Below are 19783 nucleotides of genomic sequence, written 5' to 3' on the forward strand. Positions count from 1 at the left end.
CAGTCTCCAATTGTTGTAGATTTGGATAGTAGAAGCAAAAGTCAGCGATTATGCTGACTTTTTTATTTTTAGCGGTTTCTCGACGGTTCGCTTAAGAAATTGATTTAGGCTACGCTTTTTATAACAAACCACGGAATAAGGTTCGGCATGCAAAGTCCCATTACGTTAGAAGCACTTCATATCATTGATGCCATTGATAGACGTGGCAGCTTTGCCGCGGCAGCGCAAGAACTCAATCGCGCCACATCTTCATTAAGCTATCAGATTCAAAAGCTCGAACAAGATTTAGACATCACGATTTATGATCGCTCTGGGCACAAAGCTACTTTGACTGAAGCTGGTCAATTGATTCTAGAGCGTGGGCGCATCATTCTTTCCGCCACTGAAAAGCTGGTCACCGACGCGAGTATTCTTGCTAACGGTTGGGAACTAGACTTAACGATTGCGTTCGACGGCATTATTCCTGTTAACAATTTCTTTCCATTAGTCGATGCACTTGGCCAACTGAGTAAAACACGCATCCGTCTGCAAGAGGAGATATTAGCGGGTTGCTGGGAATCTCTTGCGACAGGTCGTTCTGATCTACTTGTTTGCCCGCGGGTCGATTCCATGCCACAGGATGTCAAAGCCGAAACGATAGGCAGCATGTCTATGATGTGGGTTGCTGCTGAATCTCACTATGTACATAAACGCAGTGGTGAGTTTAATGAGCAAGCTAGAGAGAAGTATCGAGTGATAGCGATTGCCGATACGGCTATCGATCAGCCCGCCATTTCGATTAACGTTATGCAAAAACAGCCTAGGTTAACCGTGACCAACTTCGCTGCCAAAGTTGATGCGTTAATTGAAGGGTTGGGGATAGGGACGTTACCGATTCAAATTGCAGAGCCTCTCATCGCATCTGGAAAACTCAAACAAATAACAGATACCGATCCACAGCCTATTGATATTGTCTTGGCCTGGAAGCGCAATACCATGGGTGAAGCGAAATCTTGGTGCATTCAGTATCTAAAGAAAAATTGGGCATTAAAATAGCCAGCGTGTGCTGGCTATTATCAGAAAACGAGATTGTTTGACTGCCGCTGATCAATCGTTGAGCGGTAAAACCATATCTGCGGTCCCATCTTCAAACTGAATGTCGAGCTTAAAACCGAGTTTTTGTGCCAGTGTAAGCATGCCTCGGTTGTTAGGCATTGTCATTCCTGATAACTGCTTGGTACCTTTCGCCTTACAGTAGCCGATGATTTTACTCATCAGAACTTTACCTAACCCTTTCCCTTTTAAGTCAGAGCGAATCAGAATCGCAAATTCCGCATCTGAGTTGTCCGGCGTGATCAGTGCCCTTGAAACGCCAATGATCTTATCTTCTCCATCCTCATTGATAACGGCGACAAACGCCATTTCGCGGTCATAATCTATTTGAGTGAGGTTGGCTAGCGCTTCATGATTGAACTCGCCCACATCGCTAAAGAAGCGCTTGTACAAATCTTCTTTAGAGACGTTATTGATAAAGTCAGCGTGATTAGGTTCATCCTCAGGCAAAATAGGGCGAAGCAAGGCAACATCGCCATCCTTGAGTACGACTTGTTCTTCAAACTCAACGGGGTAAGGGCGTATCGCTAAGCGTTCATGAGCATGACCTTCATATTTTCGTAAAGTCAGGTCGGCATCAATTATCGTAAATTTGCCGCCATTAGCGAGTACTGGATGTATATCCAGCTCATGCATTTGGGGGCAACTTACCACCATTTGTGAGATACGCACTAAGAATTCTGACAGCCCTTCAATGTTCATTGGATCAGGCAATTTCTGTGGACGAATCTTGCCACCTTTAATCGCTCTTACAATTAGGTAGCGTGCGAGCGTCATGTTCAGTGGTGGCAGAGCAGAGGCAGCGTCAATGGATTCATCCCACTCTGAACCACCCTGACCAATGAGTATGATGGGGCCGAACGTATCGTCAGTTTTTACCTTGATACGGATCTCTTCGCCACCGGCGAGTTTCGCCATTCCTTGAACCAATAGTCCATGAATGTTGGCTGACGGGTAGGAGAGTTTAGTTCTATCAATAATAGCTTGTGACGCGCTGGCAACTTCTGCACTGTTACGTAAGTTGAGCATAACACCTTGCACATCAGACTTATGAGCAATGTCTGGCGAACGCAATTTAACCGCGACTGGATAGCCGATTTCTTCGGCAATGTGTACCGCTTCACTTGCGTCAGACGCAATCCATGTTGGCAGCACATCGAAGTTAAAACACCTTAAGAAATAACCAATCTGGTGAGTATCTAAGGTTACCAGTTCGTCACCCTGTAACTTAATATCAATCCAGTCTTTAGCTTTAGTCAGCTCAGTACTGTGTATTTGTTCAGCGGTGGTCGGTGTTTCCATCAATTGCTTTTGATTTCGTCGGTACTCGACCAAGTGCATGAAAGCGACCACAGCACTTTCAGGGGTGCGATAAGTAGGAATGCCCGCTTGAGTGAATATGTTTCTGGCCGGTTTGGCTGTCAGTTCTCCAGACCAATTCGTCAAAATATTGAAGCGTTTATGACGAGGGTGAGACTTAATGGCTTCAACAATGGCTTGCGCGGTTAACTCTGAATGAGCGACTGCAGATGGGCTATGCATAATCAAAATGGCGTCTGCACAATCACTGTTCATCACTGCATTCAGTGCCATCACGTAACGCGTATGATCAGCATCACCAACAAGATCGATTGGGTTTCGGTTACTCCAACTACTCGGCAATATGCTATTAAGTTTGTCTATGAGCTCCGCATCGAGCTTGGCCATCTTACCACCGCGCTCTAGTAGCGTATCCACCGCCATAATCGCTGGGCCACCACCATTTGTAATGATCGCCAAACGTTCACCGCGCAATGGGACTGAATGAGTTAACGTCTCTACCGCAGCAAACAATTCATGGTTGTTTTTAACTCGCAGCATACCGGTGCGGCGAATCGCGGAATCATAAATGATATCAAGCGTATTGTTACCCCCGTATGCGCTTTGGCCGCTTTCTTGCCTGCTCGAGTTCGACCACCTTTTAGAACCAATATCCGTCGGTTGCGGGATGCCGCACGCGCTGCTGACATAAACCGCCGCGCATCATCAATGGTGTCGACATACAGTAGGATCGCTTCTGTTTTTGAATCGGTACTAAGGTAGTCTAAAAGGTCGGCAAAGTTGATGTCGGACGCGTTACCAATTGATATAAATGCTGAGAAACCAATGTTCTTATCATTGGCCCAATCCAATACTGTGGTACAAACTGCGGCAGATTGAGAGATAAAGGCGATCTTTCCTTGTTGAGCCGTCACTGGGGAAAACGAGGCATTAAAGTTAATCCACGGTAATATCAAGCCAAGACTATTTGGGCCAAGAATTCTCATCTTGGCTTTTCTTGCAATCTCTACACATTGAGCCTGCAGAGATAGTCCAGATTCATCGATGGTGTGCATGTCAGAGGACAGCACAATTACGTTCTTCACTTCTTTCTCTGCAAGCTGCTTAAAAAGTTCTAGATTTCTCGAAGCATGGGTACAAAGCACGGCAATATCAGGCACTAAAGGTAAGTCAGACACCTTTTTATAGGCGAGTACACCACAAACTGTGCTGTATTTGGGCGTAACAGGCATGATTGCGCCTTCAAACCCGCCTTGGAGAAGGTTTTTAATGACGATATTCCCCGCACGAAAAGGCTGAGAAGAGGCGCCAATAACAGCAACAGACTTGGGCTTAAACAGTGACGTTAATAAGTTCATAACTTACCTAGCTTAATGTTGATATAGCACTACACTAAACCAAAAATGGTTCGATTAGTGTGATTATGGATCGGCAAGCTTGTTCAATTGGCTTACTTGCCATCAGGTTTGTGCCGTGAGTCACACACTATTGATATATAATTGGTGAGTGTGCTTGATTCTATGCCGCTCTAACGGCATGATTTAAAGTAATTTCTATTCAAGGTGTTTGGCGATTTCATGAAAAAAATAACGATTATTAGCTTTTCTGTTTTACTAGGTGCTTGTGCATCTGGTGAGTACGTAACAGATGTAAGTTCAGAGAGCTACCGCGAAGACTATAAAACCGAACAAGTAGAGCAGCCTGTAATGACAGAGCAGGGTGTAGCAGAAGGAATTTCTGAAGAAAACGTGGCGATGAAAGAGATCAAAACCACAGCTAAGTCGGAACCAATGAAAAAAGAAGCGGCTGTGGCCATCATTCCACCAACTAAGAAGCAAGTGGCAATGAATCCACGTTATGGCTTTACCATCCAAGTTGTTGCGGTTGGTTCACAAGCGAAGGTAGATTCATTTGCGAAAAAGCTTCCTGTTGACGAGCAGCCAATCTGGGAAAACTACAAAGTAGTGAATGGCACTAAGTGGTATACCGTATTGTACGGTGATTACGCAACGCGTACTGATGCTCTCAAAGCAATCCAAGCTCTTCCAAGTGATTTGAAATCGCTAAAACCGTTTGTTAAGAGCATTGACTCTATTAAGAACTCTGAGTATCCAACGTTAAACAAACTGAACTAATCAGAGACTAAATTAAACGAAAGGGGCGTAAGCCCCTTTTTATTGCCTATCAATTAATCAAACTCATCGTAAATTGACATTTAGCTAGGGTTTACACGGTGTAAGCCGATAGGAAATTGATTATGATGGCTCTATACATAACGAATTTTGCCTAGGAACGTTCAACAATGACCACTATTCTTCTTTTATGTGGCGGCGGTTCATCAGAACACGAAGTCTCTTTAGTCTCTGCCAATTATCTTCAATCACAGCTATCGCTTGACCCTTCGTTCAACGTGCTACGTGTAGAGATGAAAAAAGAAGGGTGGTTTAATGACCAAGACCAATTGGTCTATTTAGATACCAATAGTGCATCAATCAACTGTGACAACACGTCGACCAAAATCGATTTCGTTGTACCTTGTATTCATGGCTTTCCAGGTGAGACCGGCGACATTCAATCGATGCTTGAGCTTGCGAACATTCCCTATCTAGGCTGTGGGTCTGAGGCAAGTTCAAACAGTTTCAATAAGATCACATCTAAGCTTTGGTATGATGCGATTGGCATCGCTAACACGCCCTATGTTTTTCTATCCAACAACGATGAAAGTTCTTACCAACGTTCGCTAAAAGCATTCGAGCAATGGGGAAGCTTGTTCGTTAAAGCGGCAAGACAGGGTTCATCAGTAGGGTGCTATAAAGTGACGCAAGAGTCTGAATTGCGCAAGGCCATCAACGATGCGTTTGGTTATTCAGATCAAGTTCTTATCGAGAAAGCCGTTAAACCACGTGAGCTTGAAGTTGCCGCATACGAATATCAAGGTAAGCTGCATATCACACCACCTGGTGAAGTCATCGCGCCTGTAGATGCGTTCTATACATACGAAGAGAAATACAGTTCAGACAGCCACTCAACGACAGAAATTGTAGCGAAAAACTTAACTCAAGAACATTTAGATAAAATCGCAGCATATTCAGAGCGTGTATTTACCCAAATGCGCTTAAGGCATCTATCGAGAATTGATTTCTTCCTAACAGAGGATGGTGATATTTATCTGAATGAGGTCAATACCTTCCCTGGGATGACGCCGATTTCAATGTTTCCAAAGATGTTGCAGAACCATGGGCCACAGTTCCACGAGTTCTTAGCTGACTGCGTTAAATCGTCAGTCGTTTAACCCCAAGGTTTAATCGTCTTAAACTGTACTTTTTCAGTCTCTGCCTTATCTTTGTTTCCTAGATATTGATAAGGCATTGCTGGACTTAACCAACGTCCAAACTCTTGAATATCTTTTACCTTGTGACCTTGGCTGGCCAACTCCCTTACCGCACCGATTCTTAACGACTGTCCTGAGAACTTAAAATCTCCTCCAATCATTTCACCCAACGTTCTTAATGCCCGATAGATTGACGAGTCATCCATAGGGGCTTCACCAATGTTTCCGTGGCGATCTATTGCTCTAAATAGTGGGCCCTGGGTCGCACCAAGTGCTGATACCCAATTGCGAACGACGGCACTTAACGTGTCAGATAACTGATAGGTTGTTGCTTCAATGTGCAAGGTTGTGCAAGCGTCTTCCATGTTGATTGAAAATACACTCAAGTTTTTGGTTTCTGAGCGTTTTAACGCGCATTCAAACATGATACCTGCCAGTGCAAGATTTCTATGATCGATACTGCGTTCACTGTTTGCCAATTTTTGTACGAGCAGCTGAAAATGTGATGAAGTAAAAGCAACAGCTTGCTTTGCATCTCCTTTCTTTTTAAGCCGTAAGTCAGCTAAACACTGCCGAATACGTGGGTTTGTTGTTGGGTCAGGTTGGCTAATGATTCGGTGGAATAGACCGATAGTGACCGCGTAACGCCTAATGGTGGCGTATTTTCGTTGCTTGGATTCGTTTTCTAAAAATAGGCGTACAGCTGTAGAAGAGGCGGGCAGTGGATGTACTCTTTTAGATAAGCAAAATTCTACAAAGAGATTCCAATCCTTGGTCATAGCAAGTAATGAGTTTCGTGAGTATAAACCGTGGGTTAGCTCGTCAACGTCTTCTAAGATAACAAGATGTGAGAACAATGTTATCGTTCGTTTAATAACATCTGGAGAAGTCAGAGGTGGTATCTCTTTTTTCATTCTAATGCACTATAACATTTTAATTTATGACAAATATACTTGATAACCATGAATTTACAATTATTATTTAAGAATATACATTGTGGACGATAAGAATAACTAATTATGGCTGTTGCGACTTACAGAGGTTTTAACCTCAAAACTGCTGCAAGCAGTACAGATGTATGGCAAGTTCAAATCAAAAACCACGTATTAAGTGGAAGCATGGCTGCTGTTAAGAAAAGTATTGATTGGTTCTGTGATACAGCAACCATCATTGACCCTCGTGAGTTCAGTTCAGTTGGGCAGAAAAAACAAGCGTCCGGCCAACCAGCACAAGAGAACTTCAATGGCTTTGCGCTCAAGAATGATACCGGTGAAGCAAACGCCTGGTATTGTTTCTTTAACGGGCGCCTAATAAAGGGAAGTAAGCTTGGACTGCAAAAGCATATCGAGGCATACTTGCTTGCTAAACAAAAAGCCGAGCAACAGAAGAAGTAGATAACCATGACTCTCGTATACTCAACCGATGTTGGTAGAATCAAGCCAGAAGAAGAAAAAGTTGAACGTCCTAAGGGCGATGGCATTGTCCGTATCTTAAAGCAAACCAAAGGCCGTAAAGGAAAAGGCGTATCCATCGTTACCGGTTTAGACCTTGATGATGCACCATTAAAACTTTTAGCCGCTGAACTTAAGAAAGTATGTGGCTGCGGCGGTTCTGTAAAAGACGGTACAATCGAAATCCAAGGCGATGCGAGAGATAAGATCAAAGCGCTCTTGGAAAAGAAAGGCTACACAGTTAAGTTAGCTGGCGGCTAAGCCAGATTAATAAACAGCGTTTGAATTTATTTAAATAGCTGTTTATTAAGTATTTTATGGTAAATTACATATGTTAAATAGAACATCTCAGATTCAGCCATAGTAAAAGTAGAGCACTCACGTGCTCTATATTTGGAATGTTGCATTTACCATAAGATAGATAATACGCACTGTGATAGTAATTCAACAGGGCTGTCAATAGCCACCGCCAACCCAAACACAGCCGCATATCGACAGCTATTTTACAGCCTTAGACACTCCAAAGAACTGTTCTGGTGCTTTCTCTTGCCCTTGATCGATTACGTGGCGTAGTTCTTTAGCTAAATCCGAATCTAACTGGGCTAGCGTGTCGAGGTCTTCCTTGGCTAGATTGGGCTTATCCATCTGCACATAAAGAACGCCGCGATACATATACGGCTCCGCTAACTTTGGCTCCAGTTCGATTGCACGGTTGTAATGGCTTAAAGCTTCTTCAAAGTTAGCGCGTCCTTGCTTGCGTAACGTGTAAGCAAGATTGTTGTGCGCCTTTGCGAAATCTTCATCGCGTTCTATAGCCTTCCTAAATTTTACTTCTGCATCCTCAAATTGTTTGTTGAGCATTAGCTTCACGCCAGAGTTGTAAGTTCTTTCTGCACCAGAAAGATAACTTGACCGACTTGCCCCAGAACCTGCAGCAACCACCGTATTGACCACTAACAGTGCTGATAACGCAATCATCCATTTAGACATCTAACTACCTCGTTTATTACTGACTCGTCATCACTACGCAGTTCGACAGTAACAAGTTCATTAACCGATAGATAATGTTTAGAGGAAATATTTAAAAGTGACAATGTCTAGCCGCAGAATATATAACTGGCTCTTTATGACCAAAATATAGAGACTGTAATTAAATTACATAAGCATGCAAAGTAGCAATCCAGACAGAAGATTATTCTTCAGTAACATGTTGTAATAACAATGCATATTTCGCTTGAGACCTTGTTTTGACCCTACAGAGAGGCGTGGATTAACAGGCAATTTTCACAAAGTGTATGCTTTCTGATGTGTGAGATTATCAAATGATAATTTTGTTATAGTGCGTCAATAGACAAAAGAAAAGGCAGCGATTGCTGCCCTATCCTTTTAGTCTTTTTTTGCTGCGGCTTCTTCTCGAATCTTGGTGGCAACGATTTTGATGGCTTCGGCCGTACTAATACCTTGCGCCATCAATTCTTGAATTTGCTCTACAGCTTTTTGCTGCTCTTCATGGCTTAGCGGTGGTAAATCATCAAACATAAAAATGGCTCCTGTAATGAGGAGCCAACTATATAACGAATTTGATACCAGATGCTACTTTAACTTAGCGTTTAAAGCTTTAGTAACTACCTAAGAAATTAATGTAGGCACCCATTGAGTTTTCGTTCTTGTAACTTGCGCCAATATCAAGCTGGAACAAGTTCAAAGGTGAGATACCCACGCCAGCCGTGATTACGCCGTCGGAATCATCATACGCTAAGTTTGTTTTGTAACCCGCTCTTAGTTTGAGTTGGCGCATGATGTCAATCTCGCCCCTACCCTTAGCATCTGTACGTTGTCGTTGAAACTGGTGAACTTCTTCTCTTCGTTAAGATCGTAGTCAACGCTGATAGCAGCGTAATCGCCAATTAAACCAACACCGACTGTGTATTGCGGTTTCATTTGATATGAATGTTGTAGGTCGAAATCCCGACTTTGAGTTGGGTCTATCTCAGATTGAACACTATAAGAAAGGCGTTTGGTTTGGATGTCTCTGGAAACTAAGTTCGTGGCTGCAAAACCAACACGTAGCGGACCATGGAACCAAAGAAAGCCTGCGTCGAAGTTAAGCATGGTTTCACCCGTGCCATTTTCACGAATATCCGTGATGTCGTAGCTTTCTAAATTCGCTGAGTAGACATACGTGTAGATACGCTGAAGTTTTGGTGTCACACCGAACGCAATATGTTGACCTAAAAACGTTTGGTATTTCGCTAGCGAGATACCGACTTCAGTCACACCGATAGCAACCGCATTAACCGCACTAAGTTCTGCATTGACTGCTGTATTAATACCGTCAATTGGGATAACAGAATTTGCACCAGTGTAGATATCGGCTTCAGCAAAAGACTCTGTGTAAGCTTTGCCGAAAACGTTAGCAGCAATATATTGGTTTGGGATAGCGAATGCGATAACACCGCCTAACTCAAGCCCGGCTTTATCACCTTCCAATGAGTCAAGCGCGCCTTGCACCTCACCGATATTACTGTAGTCGCCACCACTGATTTGATCGATCAAACCTGCGGTATAGTCTAAGTCGTCAACTAAGTTATGTTCATCACTGTAGCTCAAACCAAAACTTGGAATGATCATACCTACATCATCATTACGACGGTAGATTGCGACTAAAGCTGGATTGTAAAAAGGAGCAGTCAGAAAATTGGCAGAAACGACACCGGTTCCGCCCATCGCATCGCCACGAGCTTCAATAGCGTAGTTGGCTGCGTAAGAGGATGAAGCGGCAAGTGCGACAGAAAGCGATAGTAATTTTATGGTATTTTTCATAACGATATAAACGTTTATTTCCCTATATGTCTATATCGGTATATTCTGTATGATCTTTAGTTATTCCTCTACAGAAACATCATAAGTTTTACTAATTATTTGGGATTGTTCCACAATTATGGCACCCTGCCATCTTTGGTGCGTCATGGAGATGGCCAAAACGTATCGACCTGGATCGAGTTGCGCCATATCTAACGAAGTTGGATAGTCCGATTCGTACACTTCACTCCAGATTCGTTGGTATTTTCCATCGACGTAATCGTATAAACCGATTTCTAGTTTTGGAAGCGTACAAAAACTATTAAGCAGAGCATTTTTTTCAATAACCCACTGATCTTTTGACGACCAACGAACGGTTTGACGCGCTTTTGGATCGCCAAGCAGTACCCAAGAACTCCAAGACTCTTGATTTTTGGTAGTGACATCAAGTCGATATAGCCCTTTAGGTACTCGGCTATTAACGTTATAACGCTTAGTAAACAAAGATTTATCTGTGCCTTCGATAGCTTGTATCGATTTGGTTTCGTCGGCAGAGATTGGACGGTCGACCCAGCGTTTCAATGTGAGATCTGAGATTTCCTCATCCGATGTCGCTTCTAGCACGATACGAAACGCGTCGCGTCCAGGGCTTTGAATATCGGTTCGGCGAATAACAACTTTTGAGAGCCAGTTCGGCAGAGTTTTAGTGTCGAGCCCTTTGCCGCAATCGAGCTCGAACGACTGTAGTAGCAAATCATTGAGGTGTTCTGCATTTACACGCGGTTCTTCTTGCTGCCAGACTTCCACCAATGAGTTAAACATTGATGGTAAATCATCGTTAAGAAGATGATGGTGTGCTTGTGTAAGCGGCGTGTTCTTTTCGAACCACTCCACTTTATTTGCTAGAACAGGTGCGCTAACTAGCGCACCAATCAATAACCAGCTTCTAATCATTAAGCTTTCATCTTGTAGCCGACGCCACGTAGAGTTTCGATCTCTAAACCTGGCAGTTTCTGGCGAAGCTGAAGAACATGAGTATCTACTGTACGCGTCGTTGGGAAATGGTTATAGCCCCAAACATGGTCAAGCAGTTCATCACGGGTAAACACACGACCAAGATTACTCGCCAAGAAGAGCAGTAAGTCAAATTCAGTACGCGTTAACGTAATACTTTCTTCTTTATAGAATACTTCACGCGTTGCTTTATCAATCACCAAATGCTCTGTGGTCACTTTTGACTCATCGGCCGCATCAACATCTGGCAAGCGAAGTTGCGCGCGGATGCGAGCAAACAGTTCAGCTTCAGCGAACGGTTTGGTTAGATAGTCGTTGGCACCGGCATCAAGACCAGTCACTTTATCTTTAACGGTAACAAGAGCTGTAAGAAGAATAACAGGCACATCTTTGATCTCTTTCCAGCCTGCTAGATGTTCTACCGAATCGCCGTCCGGTAACTGTCGATCAAGAATAACCAAATCCGCTTTGTCCCAATATTGCGCAACATCAGCAATACGCTCTGAATGGAAACATTCGTACCCAGCTTGCTCAAGGCTAACTAAAAGTCCATCGGCTAGGTTTTTATCGTCTTCAACTAGAAGCAGTGTCTGTTTCACAAGGTATCTCCAAAATAAATGTTGTAGGTGGGCCAATTAAAGTCATCTTGCCCCCATACGACTAACCATAGATTCGACTATGGTTAAGCCAAGTCCAAGACCGCTTTTACTTACAAAAGGCTTACGCAAGTTACGCCAGTCCTTTTGAGTTAGTGATCCTTGGTCTATGACTTTGAAAGTAATCATGTCTTTAGCGGTAATAACTTCGAGTGTGATAGGTGCTACGCCATATTTCACTGCGTTTCGAATCAGGTTATCAACACACGTACCTAACCAATAGACATTCAGTTTCGCAGCGATATCGGCATTAATATTTAATTCGATATCGCCATTAAATTCTTCTTCAATTTTATATTCTAGCCATTCTGCAACTGATGGAACCCAATCTGTTGCAAGAGGTTTGTTATCTGACTGTAAATAATCTTTACTGGCCTCGGCTAATTGCCTTAAGCGTCGTGAATCTTCGCATAATCGACGAAATTCATCGTACACACTTTCAGGCAGTCGTTCGAACTCGCGTCGAAAGCCTTCCACTGTTAGAGACAAACTTGCAATAGGAGTTCTGAGTTCATGTGTAAGAATCTGTAGAATCAACATGCGACTCTTCATTTCTTGGCGTTTTGTGTTCCAGCGATAAACCGACCAACCGAGTACAAGCAAAATATTGGCGATAACAAGGATAACCATGCTGATTCTCAAGAAATCAGAATGATCTTCTACGTCCCAACACAAGTTACCGCGTTGCACGAAGCAACTTGAAGACTTATTAGAAAAGGTAAAACTCAGCCCAGCAGTGTCGACATTTTTACGCCAATCCGCTTCTGGATAGATGAAATAGCTATCGTTCTTTCTTAGCCAAAGTTCACCTTGCTCAACGAACATAGATGCTCCAGAAATAAGCGCGTCTAGAGCGTACTCATCCATACGTTGTAGACGGCCAAGCAGACTGTCTGCTTCTGCAATCGGGCGCTCTTGAATATGCATAAATTGCTGCAGTTCATCAGATTTTTCTGGGTGAAGCAGTGAATAACGATGGGCATACGTACCGCCGCCTGGGTGAATCATCCACTGCGTGCAAACCAACGGGTAGTCAGTTTTGTGCCCTTACAAGTAGCACGGGTGAAAACGAGCGGCTCAGTAATTAAAGGGCTTAACGGGAGTTTGCCTGTACAATTTTGTGCAAGGCTATAGAGTTTTTGAACATCTTTGATCGGGTAAGATGACGTTTGCGGCAGCATGCTTGATGGTGTTAACAAGCGTGTCGGGTAAACAGACTGAATGACGCGGATATCATAAGCGACATCAGCCGCTGACGAGTCGAATAAATTGACAAAAGTATCGATGCGTTCTGGTAAGGACTCGGCGTTCGCAGACAATGAAGCCGTTACCAAAATAAGCCCGATGATTTTATTAGCCGCTTTTAACAATGGGAAAATAGTCTGTTTTTGTATGATTCACGAATATATCGCATTATTACAAAAATTTATACTTGGTCTGTTATGTAAAAGTAAGAAGTGATACCTCATGGCACAGCTTACGGTTTATAAAATGACGTTACCTTGACATTGTTTTATTCAGGTCAAACAAAAAGGGCCAGCTATTAGCCGGCCCTTGTGTACTAAGTCTTGGTTAGATTGCTTTTGAAATCGCATCTACTGACTCTTTCGCATCACCAAAGAGCATTTGTGTATTCTCTTTGAAGAACAACGGGTTCTGAACGCCTGCATAACCAGGGTTCATTGAGCGCTTAAATACGATAACGTCTTTTGCATTCCAAACTTCAAGTACTGGCATACCCGCGATTGGGCTTGCTGGATCGTCTTGAGCGGATGGGTTAACCGTATCGTTCGCACCAATAACAAGAACTGTATCGGTTTCAGAAAGATCATCATTGATCTCATCCATTTCTAATACGATGTCATACGGAACCTTGGCTTCTGCAAGCAGAACGTTCATGTGACCTGGAAGACGACCCGCTACTGGGTGAATTGCAAATCGCACTTCAACACCTAGCGCACGAAGTTTCTCAGTAATCTCATGAACTGGGTACTGTGCTTGTGCAACTGCCATGCCGTATCCCGGAGTGATAACTACTGACTTCGAGTTTTTCAGCATTTCAGCAACGTCTTCAGCCGTTGTTTCACGGTGCTCACCTTGATCAACCGCTTCGCCAGACGAAGCCACTTCCTGACCAAAACCACCTGCGATTACACTAATGAACGAACGGTTCATCGCTTTACACATGATGTAAGACAGAATCGCACCTGACGAACCGACTAACGCACCCGTGATGATAAGTAGATCATTCGCTAGCATGAAACCTGCTGCCGCTGCTGCCCAACCAGAGTATGAGTTAAGCATTGATACCACTACTGGCATATCAGCACCACCGATGGATGCGACCAAATGGTAGCCAAATGCAAACGCGATCAACGTCATAATGATCAATGCGAACATGCTGCCATCAACTTTAACAAAATGAATCATCAATAGTGTTGATACAACGATCGCAGCTAGGTTCAACTTGTGCTTATGAGGCAACATTAGTGGTGAAGAAGAAACAACGCCGCGAAGTTTACCAAAGGCAACCACAGAACCTGTGAAAGTCACTGCACCAATAAATACGCCAAGGAATACTTCCACAAGGTGAATCACATGGTGAGCATGAACCTCAGCTTCGGCTAACGCTTCTACATTAGGAATCGCTGGTGGATCAATAAAGCTATTGAAACCAACTAACACCGCTGCCATACCTACGAAACTGTGTAGAATCGCAACAAGCTCCGGCATTTCTGTCATCTCTACTTTTTTCGCATAGAAGATACCAATAGCGGCACCGATCACCATAGCAACGATGATCCAAGCGATACCAGAAGTCTCCGGGCCTAAGATCGTTGCAATTAGCGCTATCGCCATACCAGCAATACCGTAGTAGTTACCTGTACGAGCTGTTTCTTGCGCAGAAAGTCCCTTAAGACTCATGAAAAAGAATATTGCAGCAACAATGTAAGCTGCTTGTACTAATCCTGCAGACATTTGCTACTCCCTTAGTCTTTACGGAACATTTCTAGCATACGTTTGGTGACGGTAAAGCCACCGAATATGTTAATGCTAGCGATAAGAACGGCGATAAAAGACAAGAAGGTAACAACACCATTACCCTGCCCAACCTGTAAAAGTGCACCAACGATGATGATGCCCGAGATAGCGTTCGTTACCGACATCAATGGCGTGTGCAATGCGTGAGTAACGTTCCAAACCACGTAGTAACCCACAATACAGGCAAGAATGAACACAGTGAAATGAGATAGGAATGCTGCTGGAGCAACACTTGCAACCCAACCGAAAGCGCCTAAACCAATCGCAAGACCTGCAACTTTTTTCCAAGGAGAAGTCGGTTCTTCTACTTTCGGTTCAGGTTTCACTTCTGGTTTTTTCTCAACCGCTGGTTGAGCAGAAACTTGAATTGGAGGTGCTGGCCAAGTGACCTCACCTTCTTTAACGACAGTCACACCCCGCAGAACGACATCTTCAAAATCGATATTGATATTGCCGTCTTTCTCTTTACAAAGAAGCTTTAGAAGGTTGACGATGTTTGTCGCGTACAGTTGCGATGACTGTGTAGGTAAGCGGCCTACCATGTCAGTATAACCCACCACTTTCACGCCATTTTCTGTCGTGATAACTTGGTCTGCTACCGTGTATTCACAGTTACCACCGTTGGCCGCGGCAAGGTCAACAATCACGCTACCCGCTTTCATGCTATCAACCATCTCTTTGGTGATTAGCTTAGGTGCAGGTTTACCCGGAATAAGGGCAGTTGTGATGATAATATCAACGTCTTTGGCTTGTTCTAAGTAAAGCTCAGCAGCTTTCTTATTGAACTCATCAGACATTTCTTTTGCGTAGCCATCGCCTGCGCCTGTGTCTTCTTGGAAATCCACTTCCAAGAACTCAGCGCCCATCGATTGCACTTGCTCTTTTACTTCTGGGCGCACGTCAAATGCACGCACGATAGCGCCTAAGCTACCCGCCGCACCGATAGCAGCAAGACCTGCTACACCTGCGCCAGCAACCAATACTTTGGCTGGTGGCACTTTGCCTGCAGCGGTAATTTGACCTGTGAAGAATCGGCCGAACTCATGAGCAGCTTCAACAACCGCACGATAACCCGCAATGTTCGCCATAGAAGAGAGAGCATCAAGCGCTTGCGCACGAGAGATACGAGGAACGGCATCCATCGCCATTACATTGATCTTCTTGCTTGATAACTTCTCCATCAATTCTGGGTTTTGAGCGGGCCAGATAAAGCTGATTAGGCTCGCGCCTTCTTTAATGAGAGAGATTTCATCGATAGACTGAGACTCATCGACTATTGGGGCATTTACTTTGAAAATGAGGTCGCTATTCCAAACCTCTTCGGTAGAAACCACCCTCGCACCCGCTGCTTCAAAAGCAGCATCGTCGAAACTTGCGAGTGCGCCCGCTTGCGTTTCTACAATGACATCAAACCCCAGTTTGATTAGCTGTTCGACTGATTTAGGCGATGCAGCCACTCGCGTTTCTCCTGCGAGTATTTCTTTTGGTACACCAATTTGCACTATATACTCCTTGTGGACAATTTCTGTGCATAAACCACTGATTTTGAATAAATTAACCCTACCACAACTAGGCTTATTTCCTGTGATGAATTAATTCGATGGACCCAGTGTAAATCAATTCCTTTTAGCGATTGCTTGATTTCAAACAAGAAAATCAGCCAACTCTAAGTTGTCATACCTCTTATGGGTACTATGTCTAACTATCATGACAGTTTCATGTGCCACAAGTAACACAGTATTCATTTTATTTGGTTCTATGATATTCCAAGCATACGAAAAAGGGCAACAAGCATGAAAACTCGTGGCCCTTTATAAAAAGTAGCAATTAGGATGATTGAAGTTTAACCAAATATACCATCACCCATTTGATCAATGAACATTTGCGATTTTTTCAGCATAAGCTCATTCGCATCTTCTTTTATTGCCAAGACATCAGATCGTATAAACCGATGTGATTTTAGCTCCTCACCAAAATGCTTAGTGATTCGGCCTGCAATTCGGTACTGACCATTTTCAGCAATGGGTTCTTGATAAATTAGAAAACCTTTGTATTCAACAGGTTCAACTTCAACGGGTTGGTGGTCTTTCTTACCTCCAAACAAGCGAGAAAACAGCCCCACAGGCACTCCTTATTGTAGCGATTTATTTTTTAGTTTTTAGGATAGGTGTTTCAAACCAATCTAACTCATCTTCTTCATTTAGCCGAGGGTGTGAAAAGATGATTGGCACATCATCTTCGCGGTTTTCTCGGCGATCTTCAAGGATCATACCCAGTGCCGACTCGACGGCTGTTGAAGCTGACTCTTTGAGTGCAACTAACTTTGTCTCAGGCAGAGCCGATAGAAAATCGATATCATGCCGAATATAGACAGGGCGTAATTGAATAAGAGCAAGACAAGCCAAGTCGGCCATTTGATCTTGGGTTAGCACGCTACTGTATTTACTTTCAGCGAGTACGTGTCCAACCAAAGTCTCCATATAGTTGTGAACATCAACACTAATTTGCATAGACCCTACTCCCTTGAGCTCCACCTAATCATGATTGATAACGACAATTTTAGACAAAATGTATTCCGTTCTACAAAAAATATCTTGTTTATTCATCGGTTTGGATACACTCATCCCTTTTTTATTGTTAAGTTTAGCAAAAAGCTTGGAAATTGATGAAATCAAAGTATCCTAAACGTTAAATTGTTCGTCATCTCCATTTATAGACAGTAGGCCTAATCGATACATGTCCACTTCGTTAGTGACTTCTAACTGGTTTCGCGTTTTCTTCCCTTTGTTACTCCTCGCTATGCTTTGGCTTGGAATGACGAATGTGATTTCAATAACTCAAGCAAACTTGGGTTTCGTCTCCAATCTTCCATACATTTTGTTCACCGTTGTCATTGGCTTAAGTCATACATTTAGGCAAAGTCGCATTGGCATGGTCTCTTTGGCTATGCTGGTCGCATATTGGTACATTCAAACTTATCTTCAAACGTCTCTGTCTGAAGGTACAACTCTTTTAGAACTGTCTTTATTGGCGTTTTTGCTCCCAGTCGCTTGCCTTATCGTCTACCGTATTAAAGACTCCAGTGTTAATAGCCGATCTTTTGCTCTCTACATAGTGACGCTGTCACTAATGTTTGTATGGTCGTATGTTATGCTCACCTACATTTATGAAGGCGGGTTTGACGACATAGATGATAGCTTTCTGTTTGTGTTGCCAAGTATCTCTCGGCTGCCATTTATATTGGTTATGTACCTTGCTTCTTTGATTGGCATTTGTTCAATTCTGATCATGGTTTACAACCGAATTGTTGATGTTGTGATCTACAGTTCAATCATTCTTGCATCCACAACATTCATCTTTTTCCACATTCCGTATATCTCATGCACCATGTTCACACTGGCTGGGATACTACTGTTATTGCATTTAATATCAGCAAGCTACGAGCTGGCATTTACTGACCGTCTCACTGGCATCCCCGGTCGTCACTCTCTTGAGTCTGACATACGTCATCTGGGCCGTCGTTATTGCATCGCCATGCTTGATATTGACCATTTCAAATCCTTCAATGACACCTACGGACACGATACTGGCGACGACGTCTTAAAGCTTGTGGCTAGTAAGCTGACTGAAGTCGGCGGCCGAGCAAAAGTCTATCGCTATGGCGGAGAAGAGTTCACGGTTATTTTTGGGTCTCGTCATTGTGAGGACGCTAAAGAGCACCTAGAAGATCTGCGCATCGCCGTTGAAGAGTATGAGATGACTATACGTAACAACGAATCTCGGCCAAAGAACAACAAAGAAGGCAGTAAGAAGCGAGGCAAAACTAAGCCAAAAGATGTGGTAAACATTACGATCAGTATCGGTGTGGCTTCAAGTCGCAATTACCGAACACCACACGAAGTGCTAAAAGCGGCAGATGAAGCCCTTTATAAAGCTAAGAAAGGTGGGCGAAACCGTGTGGCAGTTGATTAGCCCTTATTACCCATAAACACAAGCTGAGTTCAACTGGATACGTGGCGAAGTATAGGTTTACTCTTGATTAAAGAACAAGACAATACTGCCTCCTTTTAACGCACTCCCATAGTTAAAGCTCAGCCCTATCCCAACATTTTCTACCCAAGGCATTTCGAAAGGTGGCGTCATCAGCCACCCGACTGATGCTTCATAGTAATGCGTCGTGCCAAATGGACGTCTTGTATCTCCACCTAGATCTATTCGTTTAATACTAGAATATATAGATTGAACCGCTCTTCCCCACTCTTGAAACTCGTAGAATGCCTCGACGCCATTCGCAATGTACCAACCTTCTGGAGTACCAACATCACCATGGTTTGCATCCCCCATCCTCGGCCGATAAAGTAATGTCCGCTCGACGTGGCGTTCCAAGAGCCCCAATCAGTTAGTTGTTTATACATTAATGTGGCATGGGGTTCGATTGAAACAGCATAAGCGGATGTATTGAGCACAACACCATCTAAATAGGGTTGCAGCTGACGGGCGTAGTCACTCTGGTACTTGTGGTCATTTCGATAATATTGGAGATGGCCGCCTACCCCTGGAGTGATCGACCAAGTTTCGTCAATTTGATATTGATACCGATAAGCCAGAAAACCACCAAGAACGATATCTTCATTTCTATCTGGCGGATCTTGCGGCCTGATATCGATATCTCGTCTCGATGCTACTGCGGAAAGACGAGTAAACAAAAGATGCTTATGTGTGGCTTCTTCGTCACTAAGTTCAAAGGTAAAAGGTAATGTAGAAACGGCGATCTGTTTACGTAGCTCTATTGAATCTTCAGAGCCAATGTCTTCGTTATCTAGGTTGAACCAATCATTCGGGTCGAAGTCATGAATACCAAATGCGAACACTTCAGTGTCTGTAAGTACCATGGATACGGCCAGCGTTTGCTCTAAGTATTTCTGGAAGTTGTCGCTTGACTGGTTGGCCATAACGTTGTGGCTTAGAGCAAACGCTGAGGTGGCCAAGACGAATAGCGCTCTCACACTCATTCCTTTTTAAAGGTGGGACGTAAAAGATAACAATGAAATTGTTTTAATAGTAAGAATCAACAT

General features: G+C 43.5%; 15 protein-coding genes and 4 pseudogenes. 6 read left to right on the forward strand and 13 right to left on the reverse strand.

All coding sequences use genetic code 11. The features are described 5' to 3' along the window. Positions 1-147 precede the first annotated feature (147 nt). The gene (locus UA76_RS07915; protein WP_047044690.1) at positions 148-1035 is read left to right on the forward strand and encodes a LysR family transcriptional regulator; all 888 of its coding nucleotides are present in this window, start codon (positions 148-150) and stop codon (positions 1033-1035) included. A gap of 51 nt (positions 1036-1086) precedes the next feature. Here the strand turns inward: UA76_RS07915 and UA76_RS07920 are convergent. Further along, positions 1087-3770 (reverse strand): annotated as a pseudogene (locus UA76_RS07920) (bifunctional acetate--CoA ligase family protein/GNAT family N-acetyltransferase). Positions 3771-3989: 219 nt separating this feature from the next. On the opposite strand from UA76_RS07920, the gene UA76_RS07925 reads away from it, so the two are divergent. Beyond that, the gene (locus tag UA76_RS07925) at positions 3990-4547 is read left to right on the forward strand and encodes an SPOR domain-containing protein (protein WP_047044694.1); all 558 of its coding nucleotides are present in this window, start codon (positions 3990-3992) and stop codon (positions 4545-4547) included. Between the two features lie 167 nt (positions 4548-4714). Continuing rightward, positions 4715-5704, forward strand: a complete 990-nt coding sequence (locus UA76_RS07930; protein WP_047044696.1) for a D-alanine--D-alanine ligase — start codon at positions 4715-4717, stop codon at positions 5702-5704. Here the strand turns inward: UA76_RS07930 and UA76_RS07935 are convergent. After that, entirely contained in the window at positions 5701-6657 is a 957-nt protein-coding gene (locus UA76_RS07935; RefSeq protein ID WP_047044699.1) for a tyrosine-type recombinase/integrase, read from the reverse strand. The two genes, UA76_RS07930 and UA76_RS07935, sit on opposite strands and share 4 nt — an antisense overlap. A 105-nt stretch (positions 6658-6762) precedes the next feature. Here UA76_RS07935 and UA76_RS07940 point away from each other — a divergent pair, with 105 nt between their 5' ends. Beyond that, entirely contained in the window at positions 6763-7137 is a 375-nt protein-coding gene (locus UA76_RS07940) for a DUF3319 domain-containing protein (RefSeq protein WP_047044701.1), read from the forward strand. Positions 7138-7143: 6 nt separating this feature from the next. Beyond that, entirely contained in the window at positions 7144-7455 is a 312-nt protein-coding gene (gene yciH, locus UA76_RS07945) for a stress response translation initiation inhibitor YciH (RefSeq protein ID WP_047044704.1), read from the forward strand. A 237-nt stretch (positions 7456-7692) separates the two neighbouring features. Here the strand turns inward: yciH and UA76_RS07950 are convergent, their stop codons facing one another. From UA76_RS07950 to UA76_RS07990, 10 genes and pseudogenes are all read right to left on the reverse strand, one after another. Beyond that, a complete protein-coding gene (locus tag UA76_RS07950; protein ID WP_047044706.1) occupies positions 7693-8184 on the reverse strand; it encodes a tetratricopeptide repeat protein in 492 nt (163 codons plus the stop codon). A 396-nt stretch (positions 8185-8580) separates the two neighbouring features. Then, entirely contained in the window at positions 8581-8733 is a 153-nt protein-coding gene (locus tag UA76_RS22955; protein WP_075202551.1) for a YoaH family protein, read from the reverse strand. Positions 8734-8812: 79 nt separating this feature from the next. Next, a pseudogene (locus UA76_RS07955) lies at positions 8813-10017 on the reverse strand (conjugal transfer protein TraF). A gap of 60 nt (positions 10018-10077) precedes the next feature. Continuing rightward, positions 10078-10950, reverse strand: coding sequence for a DUF2861 family protein (locus UA76_RS07960; protein ID WP_047044709.1), 873 nt, complete (start codon positions 10948-10950; stop codon positions 10078-10080). After that, entirely contained in the window at positions 10950-11609 is a 660-nt protein-coding gene (vxrB, locus tag UA76_RS07965; RefSeq protein WP_047044710.1) for a response regulator transcription factor VxrB, read from the reverse strand. Before vxrB ends, UA76_RS07960 begins: the two co-directional genes overlap by 1 nt. After that, positions 11584-13060, reverse strand: a pseudogene (vxrA, locus tag UA76_RS07970) (sensor histidine kinase VxrA). Before vxrA ends, vxrB begins: the two are co-directional and overlap by 26 nt. 178 nt (positions 13061-13238) lie before the next feature. Beyond that, positions 13239-14645 (reverse strand): Re/Si-specific NAD(P)(+) transhydrogenase subunit beta, encoded by a 1407-nt coding sequence (gene pntB / locus UA76_RS07975; protein ID WP_047044713.1) that lies wholly within the window; start codon positions 14643-14645, stop codon positions 13239-13241. Between the two features lie 11 nt (positions 14646-14656). Next, positions 14657-16210: a Re/Si-specific NAD(P)(+) transhydrogenase subunit alpha gene (locus UA76_RS07980; protein ID WP_047044715.1), complete on the reverse strand. Its 1554-nt coding sequence runs from the start codon at positions 16208-16210 to the stop codon at positions 14657-14659. Between the two features lie 341 nt (positions 16211-16551). Next, entirely contained in the window at positions 16552-16830 is a 279-nt protein-coding gene (locus UA76_RS07985) for an HlyU family transcriptional regulator (protein ID WP_047044718.1), read from the reverse strand. Positions 16831-16852: 22 nt separating this feature from the next. Further along, positions 16853-17218, reverse strand: a complete 366-nt coding sequence (locus UA76_RS07990; RefSeq protein ID WP_047044721.1) for a late competence development ComFB family protein — start codon at positions 17216-17218, stop codon at positions 16853-16855. Between the two features lie 226 nt (positions 17219-17444). Between UA76_RS07990 and UA76_RS07995 the strand changes: the two genes are divergently transcribed. Continuing rightward, positions 17445-18680, forward strand: a complete 1236-nt coding sequence (locus tag UA76_RS07995) for a GGDEF domain-containing protein (RefSeq protein ID WP_047044723.1) — start codon at positions 17445-17447, stop codon at positions 18678-18680. A 123-nt stretch (positions 18681-18803) separates the two neighbouring features. Here the strand turns inward: UA76_RS07995 and UA76_RS08000 are convergent. After that, a pseudogene (locus UA76_RS08000) lies at positions 18804-19720 on the reverse strand (Solitary outer membrane autotransporter beta-barrel domain); the annotation flags it as partial. Positions 19721-19783 lie beyond the last annotated feature (63 nt).

This window comes from Vibrio mexicanus, from assembly GCF_001012815.1.
GTDB lineage: Bacteria > Pseudomonadota > Gammaproteobacteria > Enterobacterales > Vibrionaceae > Vibrio > Vibrio mexicanus.